General features: G+C 63.8%; 19 protein-coding genes. 10 read left to right on the top strand and 9 right to left on the bottom strand.

Going from position 1 to position 15,955, the window contains the following annotated elements:
• Complete coding sequence (locus tag NKI06_RS20775) at nucleotides 1-414, bottom strand: DoxX family protein (protein WP_352986921.1); 414 nt, start codon at nucleotides 412-414, stop codon at nucleotides 1-3.
• Between the two features lie 145 nt (nucleotides 415-559).
• Nucleotides 560-1,033, bottom strand: coding sequence for an Lrp/AsnC family transcriptional regulator (locus tag NKI06_RS20780; protein WP_023747791.1), 474 nt, complete (start codon nucleotides 1,031-1,033; stop codon nucleotides 560-562).
• Nucleotides 1,034-1,147: 114 nt separating this feature from the next.
• Here NKI06_RS20780 and NKI06_RS20785 point away from each other — a divergent pair, with 114 nt between their 5' ends.
• The gene (locus NKI06_RS20785; protein ID WP_023747792.1) at nucleotides 1,148-1,705 is read left to right on the top strand and encodes an RBBP9/YdeN family alpha/beta hydrolase; all 558 of its coding nucleotides are present in this window, start codon (nucleotides 1,148-1,150) and stop codon (nucleotides 1,703-1,705) included.
• An 83-nt stretch (nucleotides 1,706-1,788) separates the two neighbouring features.
• A complete protein-coding gene (locus NKI06_RS20790) occupies nucleotides 1,789-2,154 on the top strand; it encodes a VOC family protein (RefSeq protein WP_023747793.1) in 366 nt (121 codons plus the stop codon).
• On the opposite strand, the gene NKI06_RS20795 is transcribed toward NKI06_RS20790, so the two are convergent.
• The gene (locus tag NKI06_RS20795; RefSeq protein ID WP_023671439.1) at nucleotides 2,151-2,315 is read right to left on the bottom strand and encodes a hypothetical protein; all 165 of its coding nucleotides are present in this window, start codon (nucleotides 2,313-2,315) and stop codon (nucleotides 2,151-2,153) included. The two genes, NKI06_RS20790 and NKI06_RS20795, sit on opposite strands and share 4 nt — an antisense overlap.
• Before the next feature lie 242 nt (nucleotides 2,316-2,557).
• Here NKI06_RS20795 and NKI06_RS20800 point away from each other — a divergent pair, with 242 nt between their 5' ends.
• Nucleotides 2,558-2,734, top strand: a complete 177-nt coding sequence (locus NKI06_RS20800) for a hypothetical protein (RefSeq protein WP_023671438.1) — start codon at nucleotides 2,558-2,560, stop codon at nucleotides 2,732-2,734.
• A 113-nt stretch (nucleotides 2,735-2,847) separates the two neighbouring features.
• On the top strand, nucleotides 2,848-3,141 hold the full coding sequence (locus NKI06_RS20805; protein ID WP_023685943.1) for a DUF982 domain-containing protein: 294 nt from the start codon (nucleotides 2,848-2,850) through the stop codon (nucleotides 3,139-3,141).
• A 49-nt stretch (nucleotides 3,142-3,190) separates the two neighbouring features.
• Here the strand turns inward: NKI06_RS20805 and NKI06_RS20810 are convergent, their stop codons facing one another.
• Complete coding sequence (locus tag NKI06_RS20810; RefSeq protein ID WP_023671436.1) at nucleotides 3,191-3,910, bottom strand: Crp/Fnr family transcriptional regulator; 720 nt, start codon at nucleotides 3,908-3,910, stop codon at nucleotides 3,191-3,193.
• 195 nt (nucleotides 3,911-4,105) lie between these two features.
• Between NKI06_RS20810 and NKI06_RS20815 the strand changes: the two genes are divergently transcribed.
• Together NKI06_RS20815 and NKI06_RS20820 are read left to right on the top strand one after the other, a co-directional pair.
• Complete coding sequence (locus tag NKI06_RS20815) at nucleotides 4,106-4,423, top strand: DUF6894 family protein (RefSeq protein ID WP_023753170.1); 318 nt, start codon at nucleotides 4,106-4,108, stop codon at nucleotides 4,421-4,423.
• 107 nt (nucleotides 4,424-4,530) lie between these two features.
• Nucleotides 4,531-5,031 (top strand): hypothetical protein, encoded by a 501-nt coding sequence (locus tag NKI06_RS20820; protein WP_023689858.1) that lies wholly within the window; start codon nucleotides 4,531-4,533, stop codon nucleotides 5,029-5,031.
• 38 nt (nucleotides 5,032-5,069) lie between these two features.
• Here the strand turns inward: NKI06_RS20820 and NKI06_RS20825 are convergent, their stop codons facing one another.
• The 3 genes from NKI06_RS20825 to NKI06_RS20835 all read right to left on the bottom strand — a co-directional run bounded on the left by NKI06_RS20825 (nucleotide 5,070) and on the right by NKI06_RS20835 (nucleotide 8,429).
• Complete coding sequence (locus NKI06_RS20825; protein ID WP_352986923.1) at nucleotides 5,070-7,184, bottom strand: EAL domain-containing protein; 2,115 nt, start codon at nucleotides 7,182-7,184, stop codon at nucleotides 5,070-5,072.
• Nucleotides 7,185-7,329: 145 nt separating this feature from the next.
• Complete coding sequence (locus tag NKI06_RS20830) at nucleotides 7,330-7,887, bottom strand: RNA polymerase sigma factor (RefSeq protein ID WP_023693751.1); 558 nt, start codon at nucleotides 7,885-7,887, stop codon at nucleotides 7,330-7,332.
• 92 nt (nucleotides 7,888-7,979) lie between these two features.
• Nucleotides 7,980-8,429: a DUF427 domain-containing protein gene (locus NKI06_RS20835; protein WP_023707125.1), complete on the bottom strand. Its 450-nt coding sequence runs from the start codon at nucleotides 8,427-8,429 to the stop codon at nucleotides 7,980-7,982.
• A gap of 817 nt (nucleotides 8,430-9,246) precedes the next feature.
• Here NKI06_RS20835 and NKI06_RS20840 point away from each other — a divergent pair.
• From NKI06_RS20840 to NKI06_RS20855, 4 genes are read left to right on the top strand one after another with little or no spacing between them, the layout of a single operon-like run.
• Complete coding sequence (locus NKI06_RS20840; protein ID WP_023685937.1) at nucleotides 9,247-9,738, top strand: Csu type fimbrial protein; 492 nt, start codon at nucleotides 9,247-9,249, stop codon at nucleotides 9,736-9,738.
• 26 nt (nucleotides 9,739-9,764) lie between these two features.
• Nucleotides 9,765-10,487: a fimbrial biogenesis chaperone gene (locus NKI06_RS20845; RefSeq protein ID WP_023707124.1), complete on the top strand. Its 723-nt coding sequence runs from the start codon at nucleotides 9,765-9,767 to the stop codon at nucleotides 10,485-10,487.
• Nucleotides 10,459-12,879, top strand: coding sequence for a fimbria/pilus outer membrane usher protein (locus tag NKI06_RS20850; protein ID WP_352986924.1), 2,421 nt, complete (start codon nucleotides 10,459-10,461; stop codon nucleotides 12,877-12,879). Before NKI06_RS20845 ends, NKI06_RS20850 begins: the two co-directional genes overlap by 29 nt.
• 14 nt (nucleotides 12,880-12,893) lie before the next feature.
• Complete coding sequence (locus NKI06_RS20855; protein ID WP_031246640.1) at nucleotides 12,894-13,847, top strand: Csu type fimbrial protein; 954 nt, start codon at nucleotides 12,894-12,896, stop codon at nucleotides 13,845-13,847.
• Here the strand turns inward: NKI06_RS20855 and NKI06_RS20860 are convergent.
• Nucleotides 13,841-14,827, bottom strand: a complete 987-nt coding sequence (locus NKI06_RS20860; protein WP_023743307.1) for a branched-chain amino acid ABC transporter permease — start codon at nucleotides 14,825-14,827, stop codon at nucleotides 13,841-13,843. The genes NKI06_RS20855 and NKI06_RS20860 overlap by 7 nt on opposite strands.
• A 1-nt stretch (nucleotide 14,828) precedes the next feature.
• The gene (locus NKI06_RS20865) at nucleotides 14,829-15,716 is read right to left on the bottom strand and encodes a branched-chain amino acid ABC transporter permease (protein ID WP_023693757.1); all 888 of its coding nucleotides are present in this window, start codon (nucleotides 15,714-15,716) and stop codon (nucleotides 14,829-14,831) included.
• Between the last annotated feature and the right edge of the window lie 239 nt (nucleotides 15,717-15,955).

A 15,955-nucleotide genomic window follows, 5' to 3' on the forward strand; every position in this document is an offset into this window, starting at 1 on the left:
TCACCCTCGGCCGAGTTTCGAGGCCAGCACGCTGCCCGGTCCATGCACGGCGGCGAACAGCAGGCCGGCCGCGAACGGGAAATGGGACATGAAGGCGCCGAACTCGGCCTGGTTGCCGGCCCAGTGCGACGGACCGTGGAAGGCAAAGCCGAGGAAGACCACATAGACGGCGGCGACCAGGGCAGCCGGCGTGAAGAATGCTCCGGTCAGCAAGGCGATCACCAGCAGCGTTTCGAGGATCGCGGCGCACCAGGCCAGAAACAGCGGGAACGGGAAGCCGGCGGCGGCGATGTAGCCGGCAGTCATGCCCATGTCCGTAAACTTGAGGGCTGCCCCCATCGCGAACATAGCGGCCAGGGTCAGGCGGGCGATGAGAAGGGCCGCGGTCTGCCACGGCGATTGAACGGCTTCCATGATGTGCTCCAAAGGTTTGCAACGGGTTTCGCCCCAAGGACGGGCGCCACGCCGCCGATCCTACACCAGCCCGCGAAATTCTTTCGCGGCAAAGCCGGACCTCGCAAAAGGAGGCGCTTGCCATCCTCTTGCCGCGCGTGGCCGCTCAGAGCTTCGCCATCAGCTCGCGTCCCAGCCGCTTCGGCGGCTCGGCGCGCAGCACGACATTGGTCGTCACCGCGCCGTAGCGGCCGATGGCGTCGACGATGCTTTCGAGGTCGGGCGGCGACGGCACGACGACCTTGACGAGGAAACAATCCTCACCGGTCACCCGCAGTACCTCGAGCACCTGCGGCATGGCGGCGAATTTCTTCAGGCAGGTCTGGATGTGCTCATGCGTGGTGCGCAGGCGGATCATGGCCATGGTGCCGAGACCGAGGGCGGTGGGATCGATCGCGGCCCGGTAGCCGGCGATGATGCCGCGCTCCTCCAGCCGCTTCACCCGCTCCGACGTCGCGGGCTGGGACAGGCCGACGCGGCGGCCGAGTTCGGAAATTCCGATGCGGCCATCCTCCTGCATGATCTCGATGATTGCCATGTCGGTGGGGTCGAGCCGTGGCCGGTAATCGCCGTTTGTCATGAACACCTTCAATCCATCGGAATTCTTCGTCGCTTTCCGATGATCTCTCATTCCGCGAACAAGGAGAAGCCCTAGGATTGGGACATCATCTGCGGCGAAGAAACAGGATTTTCCATGACCGACTTCATCATTCTGCCGGGCAGCGGCGGATCGGGCGAGGCCCACTGGCAGACACGCTGGCAACAGGCCGACCCGGCGATGCGCCGCTTCAGCCCGGCAAGCTGGGAGCTGCCGGATTTGGACGACTGGGTGGCGGCGCTGGACGTCGCGGTGTCACAGGCACAGACCCCGCCGGTGCTCGTCGCCCACAGTCTCAGCTGCCTGCTGGTCGCGCATTGGCAGGCGGTGTCGAGCCGTCGGATCGGCGGGGCGTTTCTGGTTGCGGTTCCCGACCCGGCCTCGCCGGTCTACCCCTCTTACGGAATTCCCTTCGCCGACACGCCGCGCGGGCCGCTTCGCTTCCCCTCGCTGATCGTTGCCAGCACCGACGATCCCTATGATCCGAACGGTTATGCCCGTGAGAAAGCCGCACAATGGGGCAGCGAACTGCACATCGCCGGGCCGCTTGGTCACATCAACAGCAATAGCGGGCTGGGCGACTGGCCGGCGGGAATGGAGTTGCTGACGGCCTTCGTGAGAGAGAGACAGGCCGACCACGCAATCGCACCATAGACGCCCGAACCGTGCGCCGCGGGCTTGCCCCAGCTTGTCCCGCCAGCTATCTCTCGGGAGGGCGTTTGTGAGGGAGCCTGCGAATGGTGTCCGTCCGATATCTGGTCCGCGATGTCGATCTGTCCATCGCGTTTTATACGAGCCATCTGGGCTTCGCGCTGAAGCAGCAATTCGGTCCGGCGATGGCCATCCTGACGCGCGGCGGCCTTTCGCTCTGGCTCGCCGGCCCCCTGGCGTCGGCAGCCAGGCCGATGCCGGACGGCCGGACACCCGAGCCGGGCGGATGGAACCGCTTTGTGCTCGAAGTCGAGCAATTGCCGTCAATCGTGACTGAGATGGGCGAGGCCGGCGTGCGGTTCCGCAACCAGATGGTCGAAGGTCCGGGCGGGCGACAGATTCTTTGTGAAGACCCGTCCGGCAACGTGATCGAGCTGTTCGAGCCCGGCTAGGCTTCGGCCGTCGCCTCGGATTCGGCGCCGGGCTTTGCCTGGCCTTCCCACTGCCGCTCCGCCTCTGCTTTGCGCTTCGGACAATCCTCGTAGTCATGCTCTCGCGAACCGCAATAGGAGCAGCATTTTGCCGGCGTGTCGGTTCGAAGCATTGTGGCCATGCACAAGAATGCACGAAAATTCATCCGGTTGCAGCAGCGTCTGCGACGTCGCTGCTGGGATGCGTGACCGCCAGCCTGGCGCCGCCCTCAATAGCCGCCGCCGAGGATCGGCAGAATCTCGGCGGCAGACATTGCGCGCGGCGCGTATTCGTCCGGCCTATATCAAAGTTAAATGCGGATGCTGGGCGTGAGGTGGTAGGTGATCGCGATGGGGGGGACTCTCAACGCGCTCGAGGTGTCCCATGGACGTTCGAAATCTGATTGCCAAATTGTCAGCCGCGGTATTGCACCGCCGCGCCGCGTCTTCGCCGATACTGTTCAGGCCGATCCGCAACTCGCTCGCCGACATCCCGTTGAAGCCGGCGCCGCGGCCGCCTTATCGTCCGCATCGGCCGATCTGGCCGGCAAGCAACATGTAGCTCGCCGAGCTGCAACCAGTTTGTGATTTCCTCGTTTATGGCGATCCCGTTTTCAAGGAGGCAGGTGATGAGATCGATCCGGGCGAGACGCGAATGGTTTGGATGGTGAGCGCATGAGCCGTTTTCTGCCCCTGACGATCAGATTCGTGGACGGAAGCGCGATGACGGTGTCGTCGATCGCCGACGCCAGGAGGGCGCTAGGCGGAACATGGAAGAACAAGCAGACGGCGGCCTACAAGGCGGCCGACAGGCTGGTGGACGACGCGTTGAACGGCATTTGCCGCCCGGACATCGCCTTTGCCGCTTTCCAGAATGCCGCCGCCCAACAGGGCTTGCTGAAGCCGGCCAAGCCAAGTGCCGCCCTTGCCATGCTCGACGAATTGGCGTCGCTGGATGGGCATCGTTGAAAGACCGGCTGACGGATTGCCTGCGATGTCATGGCGAACGCCGGATAGCCTATCTCGGCTCGCGGTTCATGCTGAGATAAGTCGGGTCGAACTCGGCGATTTCCACCAGCTGCTGCCAGTCCAGAATGGTCACCATGTAATTCGCCCAGCCGATCACACCGATCTTGCGCAGCGCGCCGATGACCCGGTTCATGTGGACCACCGAAAGCCCAAGCACATCGGCCAGTTCCGCCTGCGACAGGGGAAGCCGGAAACTCATGCCGTTGGTCTGCTTGACGACCTGGAGCCGGACGAACAGCTCGCACACAAGATGCGCCAGGTGCGAGGTCTTGGACCGCCGGCCCATGGCCACGATCCATTCCCGGTGAATGGCGCCATCGACGAGCGTGTCCAGCCACAGCAAGCGGCTGAGATGAGGCGCCTGTTCGGTGATCGTCCTTAGCCGACTGTGGTCGGCGGCGATCACCCGGCATGGCGACAAAGCTATAATGCCATGGTCCATTGTCTTGAGCAGGAAGGCGTGCAAATCGACAAAATCGCCGGGCACCTGCAACGAGGTGAACTGGCGGCCGCCATCCTCCAGCACCTTGTAGCGCGCCGCCAGACCCTCGATGATGAGCGTGCTGTAGCCTGGCCTCGATCCCTCGGAAACGATGTCCTGACCGGTGGCAAAATCCATCTCGATGGTCATGGCGGCTGCCAGCAGCCCCTTTTCCTGCTCGGACAAAGCGTCATGCTGGCCAAGGTTGAGATAAAGCGGTTCTAGCATCGAGGATCCAGTTCGAGATTTCGTGGACATTCGTGGCCTAGCCAAACGCCGGAGATCGGGTGCGGTTGCAATCGGCCGGCACGGCGACGGCTCCTGGCAGGAAATCTGCTCAGGACACAGTCGCATGGAACCATGGGTGCGGGTTGGGATTTAATCCATGTCGCTCAAAAATGGCCCCGATTTTGAGACAACGACATGCATAAAAACACAGACCTGAAGCGCGTCGCCTGCGCCCTTTCAACCGCGACGCGCTTTAGCGTTCTCCAGCAGGGACTTGCACATATGGAACGGTTCTACTTCGACTTGTACAACGCCGAGACCCAGATTGACGAAGAGGGGCAGCTTTTTCCCAGCCGGGAGCGCGCGGGAGCCGAAGCGCTGCGCATATTGCACGATGTGGCGCGCGACGAGATACCGGAGGGCGACCACCGGCGGATCACCGTCAAGATGCTGAACGAGAACAGGGAGCAGATATTCGAAGCGTCGCTGACCATGGCGTCGCTGTGGAGTTGAACTCGTCGACCCTGTCGAGGACTGTATGGAACCTCTTGCCCTCCCCTCTGTTTCCTAAGGAGGGGCCAGCGGCATGAAGCTGCACGGCTGATTGACTGGAGGCATCTATGTCCTTGCAAAAGCTTCATCCCGAGCAGGTCGACGACACACGCAGGCTTGCCTATTCGACCTTTGCCCCGGCGCTGCTCGGTTCGCTCACCAAGCGTCTGGCGCGGTGTCAGGGCGTCAAGGAGCTGGGCGCCCTGGAAAAGTCGCTCATCCGTTTGATCGAAGACTCCGATGTCGATGGGCCGCAAGCCGAGGCGATGAAAGAGTTCGCCATCGAGCTGGTGGTGTCGACGATATCGGAAGCCCGCGCTCACCCCGACACCAAGAGCGATGTCGAAGCCGTTGGCGAGCGCCGCGCCGAAGGCCGCTCCGAGAACCCGCAGACGCTCGAGGAGCAGTTGCAATCAGGGCTCGAAGACAGTTTTCCGGCCAGCGATCCGCCCGCCGTCGTCTCGACCGCCATTTCCGGCGCCTCGAAGGACCTTGTCGGTACAGATGAGGTGTTGCGCCGCAAGAAGGAGGCGGCGCAGCGAAAGCAGGAAAAGGCCGACGCCGGTTAGCCGGACAAGTCGCGCGAGCCCGAGGCGATGAGAAGTCGTCAGCCGAAGCGCTTTTCCGGCGACTGTCCGCTGGCCGGTGACTGTTCGCCGGCCCGCGCGACGATCGCCTCGAGCGGCTCCGGCCGGTGAAGCAGAAAACCCTGGCCATAGGCCACGCCCATGCCGCGCAAAATGTCGAGCGCTTCCTGCTGTTCGATCTTTTCGGCCACCACCGCGCAGCCGAGACTTTTGGCGATGCCCGCTATGGCCGAGACGATCTCGCGGTCGAAACGGCTTTCCGCGATGTTCTCGATGAACGAGCCGTCGATCTTGATCTGATCAACCGGAAAGCGCCGCAAATATTCGAACGAGCTCATGCCGGCGCCGAAATCGTCGAGGCTGACACGGCATTGCCGCTCGCGCGCCTTGCGCACGAACTGCTCGGCGGCGTCGAAATTGGTGACGGCCGCGGTCTCGGTGATCTCGAAGCCGATGCCGGAATGCGGCGCCCCGGTCTCGGCGATGACGGCGTCGACGAAATCCCACAGCAGCGGATCGCTCAGCGTCTGCGCCGACAGATTGAAGCCGAGCATGATGGCGCCTGACCGCATCGCCTTGCCATGCTGCGAAAGCGCTGTCCTGATGATCCAGCGGTCCAGCCGCGAGGCAATGCCGAAGCGCTCGGCGACCGGAATGAATTCGTTGGGCGGGATCAGCTTGCCATTGCGCCCGGCAAGCCGCGCCAGCACCTCGACATGGCGGCTCTCCTGCCAGGGCTGGCCGAGCAGATGGATTTCCTGGCCGAACAGTTTCAGCCGCCCGTCATCCATGGCGTCGACAGTGTCGGCGGCGACACGCGCAGCGTTGAGGCCGCCGGAGCCCGACGCCGCATCGGCCGAAAACACCGCGAAGCGATTGCGCCCGGCCGCCTTGGCCGCATAGCAGGCGTCGTCGGCGCAGGCCAACGCATCGGCAACCGTGGTGGTGGTGTCCTCGACGAAGGCGATGCCGATGCTGGCCGCGAGTTTTCGCGAGGTCACCGGCAGTCCGAGGTCGGCGTCACGGACCGCCGCAAGGATGGCGCCGGCCAGCGCCTCGGCCTTGGCCGGTTGGCAATTGGGCACCAGCAGCGCGAACTCGTCGCCACCGAGGCGCGCGGCACGCGCCGATGCCGGCAGGCAGCCCAGAATACCGGCGGCCACACCCTTCAGCGCCAGGTCGCCGGCGGCGTGGCCGGCGAAGTCGTTGAGCGCCTTGAAGTAGTCGAGATCGACATAGAACACCGCCAGCGGCAAAGCCCGCTCGGTGGCGATGTGCACGGCCAGCAGCCGGTCGAAGGCGGCACGGTTCAAGAGGCCCGTCAGCGCATCGTGGTGAGCGGCGTAGGCGAGTTCCCGCTCGCGTTTCTTGTCCTCGGTGATGTCGCGCACGGTGCCGAGAATCTGGCCCGCCGTCTCGGGCGCCGCGATGAAGCGCACCAGCGATTCGACATGGCGGATTTCGCCGTCGCGCCTGACGATGCGGTATTGCGCGGCGACGACGCCGTCGGTCGAAAGCGGCGCCAGATGGGCGCGCTCTGCGGCATCCTTGTCGTCGGGGTGCAGATAGGAATGCCAGAGGTCGGCGGCCACCTCGTCGCTGTCGGCGACCAGGCCGAATATCTCCCTGGTGCGGGCGTCCCAATAGCTCTTGTTGGCGTCGATATCGTGATGCCAGATGCCGGTGCCGCTGGCCGCCAGCGCCAGGCGAAAGCGCACATTGACCCGCTCCAGTTCGGCTTCCGCCTCTTTCTGCCGGCTGATGTCGGTCTGCACGCCCATCAGCCTGACCGGCCTGCCCGTCTCGTCACGCTCGACAATGCCGCCGCGGTCCAGCACCCAGATCCAGTGGCCGTCCTTGTGCTTGAGGCGTAGCTCGGTCTCGATCGAGGCGGTCAGGCCGGAAATGTGCCGCTCTCCGCTGGCCAGCGCCCGCTGGCGGTCGTCGGGATGCGTCAGCTTCAGCCAGAGGTCGTCGCTGTTGGCAAGCTCGCCATCCTCATAACCCAGCATGTGCGACCAGGTTGGCGAATAGAAACAGTCGCCGCTCAAAATATCCCAGTCCCATACGCCGAGATGAGCGCGTTCGAGCGCAAGCGCCCAGAATTCGCCGTTGCGTATTTTCTCTTCAGCCATGCCCTGGTTTCGCTCACTCCGTCGCCGCCACTATGCACGCAAGCAGAGAAGAAAGCGTTACCGGGTGCGCCGCGCCCACAGTGCGGACAAGGCCTGCAATCGTGCCGGACCATGCCGTAAGGCGTCATCATGCGATTGGGGCTCGTCATGCCATTGGCGCCCTGATTGGAACCGCCCTGCCCGGGCCTGGCTCGACGATCCTTATCGCGCGGCGGCGCGCATTGTCCTCAAGCAGGCCGCGCAGTTCCTCACGGCCGCGCGCGATGCGCGACATCAGCGTGCCGGCCGGCACGCCGAGCATCTCGGCGGCCTCGGCATAGGAGAAGCCCTCGATGGCGACCATGGTCAGCGCGGCACGGCGGTCGGGGCTGATCGCCTGCAGCGCGTCGATGATCTCGCGGGCCGCGACATTCTCCAGCTGGTCGGCGGGAGAGGCCTGCACCTCGCCGGCCTCCAGCGGCAGCATCGAGGCCTCGCCTCGCCGGTTCACCTTGCGCATCTGGTCGATGAACAGATGATGCATGATCGTGAACAGCCATTTTCGCGGGCTCTCTCCCGTCTGCCAGTTGTCCAGCCGCAGCAGCGCCCGCTCCAGGCAGTCCTGGACGAGATCGTCGGCGGAATCGCGGTCGCGCAGCAGCGAGCGCGCATAGCGGCGCAGGCGCGGGATTTCGTCGAGAATTGCTCTCTGCTTTTCGTCCATGACCTTTTGTCTTCGTTTCGGCATGCCGTTGCCGCAAAACCGCTGCGCCCCCGGGTGAGGACAGCTTTGGCTGATCTGAAAAATTCCTCTGTTCATGCCTGTCGTCGGCTCCAAAAACGCTGGGCACTTTTGGGCGACAGGCATGACGCGCTCAGCGCGGGCGCGGCGTCGATGGTGACCCGGTGTGGGTAGAAGGCGCCGTGGTCGCGAATTTCAGTCATCTCGTCGAAGGGCTGCTCATAGGCCCACATCGCGTCGTTGCCGGTTTCACCCGCCGGCAGCACGTTCCAGTAGCTGGAGTCGCCCTTGTAGGGGCACAGCGTCGACCGCTCCGTCTTCCTGAGCTTGCGGAAGTCGATGTCCTCGAATGGGATGTAGAAGGAGAAGGGATGGGGCGGCTCGGTCACCATTTTGGCTTTTGCCGAGGAAGCGATGATGTTGCCGCTTGCAAACACGACGACACGCCCGTTGAAGGGCTCGACGGTGATCACCTTGCCCGGATTGCGCCTGAAGCCGGGTGACGGGTTCGCATGCTGATCCATGACTGCTCTCCTTGTCCGCTGGTGGTTCGATGCCGGTCGACGGCGTCAGCTCTCACTGGACACTGATGGGCTGGCGACAGCCGTCACACGCGACAGCTTCTGGCGCTTTTCGAGCTGTGGCTTTTCATAGGTCTTCTTCATCGTTCTTCCTTTTCTGACGTCTGGCAGCCGGTCCGCGCGGCTGCCGGCCGTGGATCATGGCTCCAAGGGACAACAGGCGCATCTCCCGTCCGGCCGATGCGCCGCCGAAGAAATCCGGGCCAGCGTGGCAAGAACGATTCGCATGTGTTTCGCCGCGATCCGACGGCGGTGGATTTATCTCAGCCGGGACGGCCATGCTTGGGCCGGGCGGAACACGGTTTTGGCGAATGCGGCCCTGTCAGCACGACCGCAAGGCTTGGACAGGCGCGAACAGCTACCGGCGCGGCTATGGCGATGGCTGCTTGGCGCCGGTGCACGCCGCGAAATATCGATAATAAAGGACGACAGGTGAGACTCTACAAAATCAAGATGATTTGCCAGATATTTTCGCCTTTTCGGCACGAGAAGCAAAATAAATTTTCGACAGACGAACTTTCACTTCGGAAAAATGTCCATTTCATCTCTGTTAACCAAATATTAACCAAAATTATCCGATACATACCGAAGTTATTCGCTGTCGTAATCCGAATCTAAGTTGTAATAATCATTGCACAGTTCGCTTCTGACATTACTGTATCGTTGATGTCTTGCGAAGCATGCAACGGAGGAGCTGTAGGAGTGAAATCCGGTCAAGACTGTGTTGCGAGGAACGGTCTGCCCGACGGAGGAAACACGCATGAGATTGCTGAAATATGCGCTGCTGGCGGGAGCGTCGCTGCTTCCCATCCTGCCCGCGATCGCCGCGACCGCGACGGGCAGCATGAATGTCCGCATCACGATTACCGACGAATGCAAGGTGCAGACGGCGAGCGATCTCGATTTCGGCTCGCACGGTGTCATTGATGCGAATGTCGACCAGACCAGCACCATCAACGTGCAATGCACGACCGGCAAGTCCTACAATGTTGGTCTGAGCGCCGGAGCGGGCGCGGGCGCAACGGTTGCTGTTCGCAAGATGACCGGGCCGGCGTCGGCGACGATCGACTACACCATCTACAGGGAAAGCACCCGGACGCAGCTTTGGGGCACCACGATCCCCACCGACACGGTCGGCGGAACCGGCAACGGCGCCATTCAGCCGCTGACGGTCTACGGGCGTGTTCCACCGCAGACGACACCGGCGGCGGGCCTCTACACCGACACCGTTGCGATCACCATAACGTACTGACAATCGATACCAACACGAGGACGATCATGCGATCCATGCTTTCATGCATCGGAGCCACGGCTGTTCTGTTGCTGTGCGCCGGTCTCTCACAAGCCGCTTCGCTCAGGGTGGCGCCGACAGGTCTCGAGCTGATCTCGCCCGACGCCTCGGCGGTTCTCAACCTCAGCAACGATGACCCCAAGCGGCCGATCAATGTGCAGATACGCGTCTTCGCCTGGAGCCAGGCTGGCGGGATCGAGACGCTGACGCCGACTACCGACGTCGTCGCCAGCCCGCCATCGACCAAACTCGGACCCAATGCCCAATACGTGGTTCGCGTCGTGCGCGTCAGCAAGGCGCCGGTGCGGGCCGAGGAAAGCTACCGCGTCATCGTCGACGAGTTACCCGACCCGTCGCGCAAGAAGGCCGGTACGATCGCGCTCGCGCTGCGCTATTCGGTCCCGGTGTTTTTCCGCGACGCCGATGCCGCTGCGCCGGCAGTCGCCTGGAGTGTTTCGCGCAAGGGCGGCAGTCTTGTGCTAACAGCCAGCAATACCGGTGAAAGTCGTCTCCGCTTGTCCAACCTATCCCTGACCCAGAACGGCAAAAAGCTCGGCAACCGAAACGGGCTCGTCGGTTATGTGCTGGGCGGCGCGACCATGCAGTGGCCGATCGGCAGCGGCAAATCACTGTCCGCGGGCTCCGTGCTTTTGAAGGCACAGAGCGATCTTGGACCCTTCGATGCCAACGTTGCCGTCAAGGGCAAGTAGCGTCGCTGTCATCGTCGCGGTTGCGACTTTCACACCTTGCTTGGCGGTGCGTTCGCAGGAATTTCCGGCCGTGACGAACCTCGAACAGCCGGCTTCCGTTTTGCCAGCGGGCCGCAGCCTCTATCTCGAGGTGTTCATCAACGACGTTTCGACCAAGCTGGTCGGCAATTTTATCGAGATGCCGGATGGTGGGCTGGCGGCGGCGCCCCAAGAGCTGAAGGAGGTCGGCCTGAAACCGCCGGAGGCCATAGCCGACGCCGGCGGCCTGGTCAGGCTCGACCAGTTGGCCGACGTTTCGTTTCGGATCGATGAGGTAGCCCAGCGCCTCTACGTCACCGCCGCCAATGACAGCCGCGAGGCGCGCATGGTGGATCTCGGCTTGCGCTTGCAGGACCGGCCGGCGCCGCAATCGGGCTTGGGCGCGGTTCTCAACTATTCGCTGTTTGCCAGCTCCAACACATTGTTCGACAAGGACGTCGAGCTGTTCCAAGGCGTTTCCGGCGGCTTCGATGCGCGCGTGTTCAGCCCCTATGGAACGCTCAGCCAATCCTTCATCGCCGGCTATTCCGAGGGCAGGCTGGGCGGCTTCACGCGGCTCAACACGACATGGAGCTATTCCGACCCCGACCGGCTGATGACCTACCGCGCCGGCGACTTCATCTCCGGTGGATTGTCGTGGACGCGTCCGGTCTATCTCGGCGGCATCCAGGCGCAACGCAACTTCCACCTGCGATCGGACCTGGTGACGCTACCCCTGCCCTCCTTCGGCGGCACGGCGGCGGTGCCGTCGACGCTCGAGGTCTATACGCAGAACGTGCGCACCTATTCCGGCGACATCCAGCCCGGACCGTTCCAGGTCACCAATCTGCCGGTGTTCACCGGCGCCGGACAGGCGCAGGTGGTGTTGCGCGACAGCCTCGGCCGCGAGACAACGGCCACCTTGCCGTTCTATGCCTCCAGCATGCTGCTGCGCCAGGGACTGCTCGACTTTTCCGTGGAGGCAGGGATGGCGCGGCGCAATTTCGGCATCTCCTCCGACGATTACGACGGCCGCGTCATGGGGGTCGCCACGGCGCGTTACGGCGTGACCGACCGGCTGACATTGGAAGCCCATGCCGAGGGCGGCGCCGATCTGATCAATGGCGGCATAGGCGCTGCCTTCCCGCTCGGGGCATATGGCGCGGCTTCGCTGGCAGTCGCCGGCAGCCATCATGACGGGCGCACCGGCTCGCTGGTCGATGCCAGGGTCGAGTTCGGTTATGATGGCTGGGCGGTCAATGCCCGCATGCAGCGGGCGTTCGGCGGCTATGATGACATCGCTTCGGTGACGGCACAGCCGGTCATACTCGATCCCGATGATTTCACCCGTTTCAGCGCCGGTGTGCCGCGGGCGGTCGACCAGGTGACGCTCAGCGTGCCGATGCCGATCGATTTCTCCAGCCTCAACTTCTCCTATACCCACCTCAAGGATGCCGAAGGCGAGACCAGCCAGATCGTCGGCCTCTCCTATAGTCAGGCGATCTTCAAGCGCAGCACGCTCTATGCCACGGCCTTCGCCGATCTCGACGACGGCGACAGTTATGGCATCTTTGCGGGGATTTCGATCCCGTTCAATGACGACGTCATGGCGTCGACGGGTGTCGAGCATGGGCCTGACGGCCTCAATGTCGTGGCCGACCTCGCCAAATCGGAGCGGGCCGAGGACGGCAGCATCGGCTGGCGGCTGCGCACCTCGGAGGGCGAGGTCCCCAATCGTTCGGCAGCGGTCAGCTACCGCGCGCCGTTTGCGCGTTTCGAGGCCGGCGCCCAGCAATTCGACAAGGACTTTCGCGTGACCGGCCAGATGGACGGCGCCATTGCGGTCGCAGGCGGCGGCGTGTTCGCCACCAATCGCATCGACGACGCCTTTGCCGTTGTCGATGTCGGCACGCCTGATGTCGAGGTCTTGCATCAGAACCGGCCGGTAGGCAGGACCGACAGCAAAGGCCGCATCCTGGTCACCGGGCTCAACTCCTATGAGCTGAACACGGTCTCCATCGACCCGAAGAATCTACCAGTCGACGCGGATGTCCCGGCTACCAAGGAGACCGTCGTCCCAGCCGACCGCAACGGCGTCGTGCTGAAGTTCGGCGTGTCCGAGGCGGCGCAGGCCGCGCTGGTGACGCTGGTCGACTCGAGCGGAACGCCGCTCGAAGCCGGACTGTCGGGACGCGTCGATGGCGGCACTGAAGACTTTGTCGTCGGCTATGACGGGCAGGCCTATATCAAGGGCCTCGGCAAGCAGAATTCCGTGCAGGTCGAGCGCGCGGACGGCGGTTCATGCCGGGCAGAGTTTCCCTTCGAGGCGGTGCGTGGCCGGCAGGTGGTGATCGGGGACGTGGTGTGCCAATGAACATCCGACGCCAGGTGCTGCGCGCAACGTTCATCATTGTCCTTATGCTGCTGCCGTCGCTCGCCCGCGCGCAAAGCTGCAGTTACACCGTCACCAGTTTGAATTTCGGCCTCATCGACACGCTGTCGGGCACCGCGGCGACATCGACAGCCACCTTCACCGCGACTTGCAGCGGCAGTTTGCCATTGCTGCTGCCGGTCCTGGTGTGTCCGCATATTGCCGCCGGCACCGGCGGTGCAACCTCGGCGGCGGCCCGGCAGATGGCGAGCGGCGTCAACAGCCTCAACTATCAACTCTATTCGGACCCCGCAATGACCGTTGTCTGGGGCACCCATAACTGGGCCTATGCCTCGCGCCCGCCACCGCTGCTGCTGAGCCCCAATCTCTTCGGCAACTCAACCGACACCCTGACGCTCTATGGGCGGGTTCCCGGCGGCCAGGCGACCGTCCCGCCGGGCACCTATGTGTCGACATTTTCGGGCGGGCAACTCGAGTTCCGCTCCCGGACAACCCTGTTGAGCAGCAGCTGCGACACCGGCGCGGGCAACTTGGGCACCAGTCCGACCTTCACCATCAACGCCACGGTCGCGGCAAACTGCCTGGTCGCCACCCAGAACATCGATTTCGGCCCCAAGGGGGTGCTCGACGCCAATGTCGACGCCACCGGCCAGGTTACGGTCACCTGCACCCCGTCTACCGCGTACACGGTTTCCCTCAATGGCGGCACGACAGGGGGCACGCCGACCACCCGCAAAATGTCGAAGGGCGCCGAGAGGGTCACCTACGGCCTCTACAAGGATCTGGCGCGCTCGCAGCCCTGGGGTGACGCCGGAACGCCGGGAAGCACGGTGGCCGGCACCGGAACCGGTACGGCCCAGGCGCTCACCGTCTATGGCCGCGTGCCGCCGCAGACGACGCCCTCGGCCGGCGTCTACACCGACACGGTGGTGGTGACCATCACCTATTGATCGCGGCCCGCCTCGCCGTTGGCCGGCGCCAGCCAGCGCGCGTAAATCTCGCCGACGATGCCGCGGCGAAAGACCAGCACGCAGATCATGAAGATCAGGCCGGTGGCGATGGTCACCGGGAAGCCGGAGGTGGCGAGCGTGTTTTCCAGCCCGACGACGAGGCCGGCGCCGACGACAGGACCGACCATGGTGCCGATGCCGCCGAGCAGCGTCATCAGGATCACCTCGCCCGACATCTGCCAGGTGACGTCGGTCAGCGTCGCGAACTGGAAGACGATCGCCTTGGTGGCGCCGGCAAGCCCGGCAAGGGCTGCCGACATGACGAAGGCGGCGAGCTTGTAGCGGCCGACCGAATAGCCCAGCGAGATGGCACGGTTCTCGTTCTCGCGGATCGAACGCAGGATCATGCCGAAGGGCGAGTTGACGATGCGCCAGACGGCGAAGACGCCGATGAGGAATACGGCAAGCACGACGAAATACATGTTGAGCGTGACGTTGAGATCGACGATGCCGAACAGATGCCCGCGCGGCACGCCCTGTATGCCGTCCTCGCCTTCGGTGAACGGCGCCTGGACGCAGAAGAAATAAAACATCTGCGCCAGCGCCAGTGTGATCATCGAGAAATAGATGCCTTGCCGGCGGATGGCGAGGAAGCCCATGACCAGGCCGAGCACGGCCGCTCCGGCGGTGCCGAGCAGGATGCCGGCCTCGGGCGGCCAGCCCCATGCCTTGACGGCGTAGGCGCAGAAATAGGCGGCGGCGCCGTAGAAGGTGGCGTGGCCGAAGGACAACAGCCCGGTGTAGCCGAGCAGCAGGTTGAAGGCGCAGGCAAACAGCGCGAAGCACAGCATCTTCATCAGGAAGATCGGATAGACGAAGAAGGGCGCGGCTATCAGCGCCAGTATGGCCAATGCCAGCAATACCCGCTCAAGCCGCACGGAGGCGGCGGTGCGCTGGTCGTGAAGGGCTGCCTCGCTCATCTCAGGCGTCCCTTCCGAACAGGCCGGCGGGGCGCAGGAGCAGCACGATCGCCATGATGACGAAGACCACGAGGTTCGACGCCTCGGGATAGAACACCTTGGTCAGGCCCTCGGCGAGGCCGAGCATATAGCCGGTGACGATGGCCCCGAGAATCGAACCCATGCCGCCGACCACGACGACGGCAAAGACGACGATGATGATATCGGAGCCCATCAGCGGACTGACCTGGTAGACGGGTGCTGCAAGAATGCCGGCCAGGCCTGCAAGGGCCGCGCCCAGCCCATAGGTGAGCGTCAGCAGCAGCGGCACGTTGACGCCGAAGGCCTGCACCAGCTCGGGATTTTCGGTCGCGGCGCGCAGATAGGAGCCGAGCCTGGTCTTTTCGATCAGGAGCCAGGTGCCGATGCAGATAATGAGCGAGGCCACCACCACCCAGCCGCGATAGTTGGGCAGGAACATGAAGCCGAGATTGGTGCCGCCGGCAAGCTGCGCCGGAACGGCATAAGGGTTGCCCGACACGCCGTAGTAGAAACGGAACACGCCTTCGATGACCAGCGCCAGTCCGAAGGTGAACAGCAGCCCGTAGAGCGGATCCAGGCGGTAGAGCCGCGACAGCGCCACGCGCTCGACTGCCATGCCGAAGACGCCAACGATGAGCGGAACCAGGAGCAGCGCCGGCCAGTAGCCGATGCCGAGATGGACGAGCAGCAGGTAACCGATGAAGGCGCCGAGCATATAGAGTGCGCCATGGGCGAAATTGATGATCCGCAGCAGGCCGAAGATGACGGCCAGGCCGAGGCTCAGCATGGCGTAGAAGGAGCCGTTGATCAGCCCGACCAGCATCTGGCCGAGTAAGGCCTGGACGGGGATGCCGAAGATCATGGTCATGGCGTCACCGAGGGTGTTGCAAGCGGGATGCGTCTGTGCGGCACGTACCCCCACCCGGACGTTCGGTCCGACCTCCCCCCAAGGGAGCGGTAGGGCGGTGGCCCTCCACCCTCCCCGTTGTGGGGTGGGTGGCTGCGCAGCTGGGGGGTGGGGGTACTGCCGTGGGCTGTCGTCATCATACCCCCAACACCTCGTGCAGCTGTTGCGTGTGAGCGGCAAGCTCGCTTGCGGCAAAACCC

The organism is Mesorhizobium sp. M0772 (genome assembly GCF_040320135.1).
GTDB lineage: Bacteria > Pseudomonadota > Alphaproteobacteria > Rhizobiales > Rhizobiaceae > Mesorhizobium.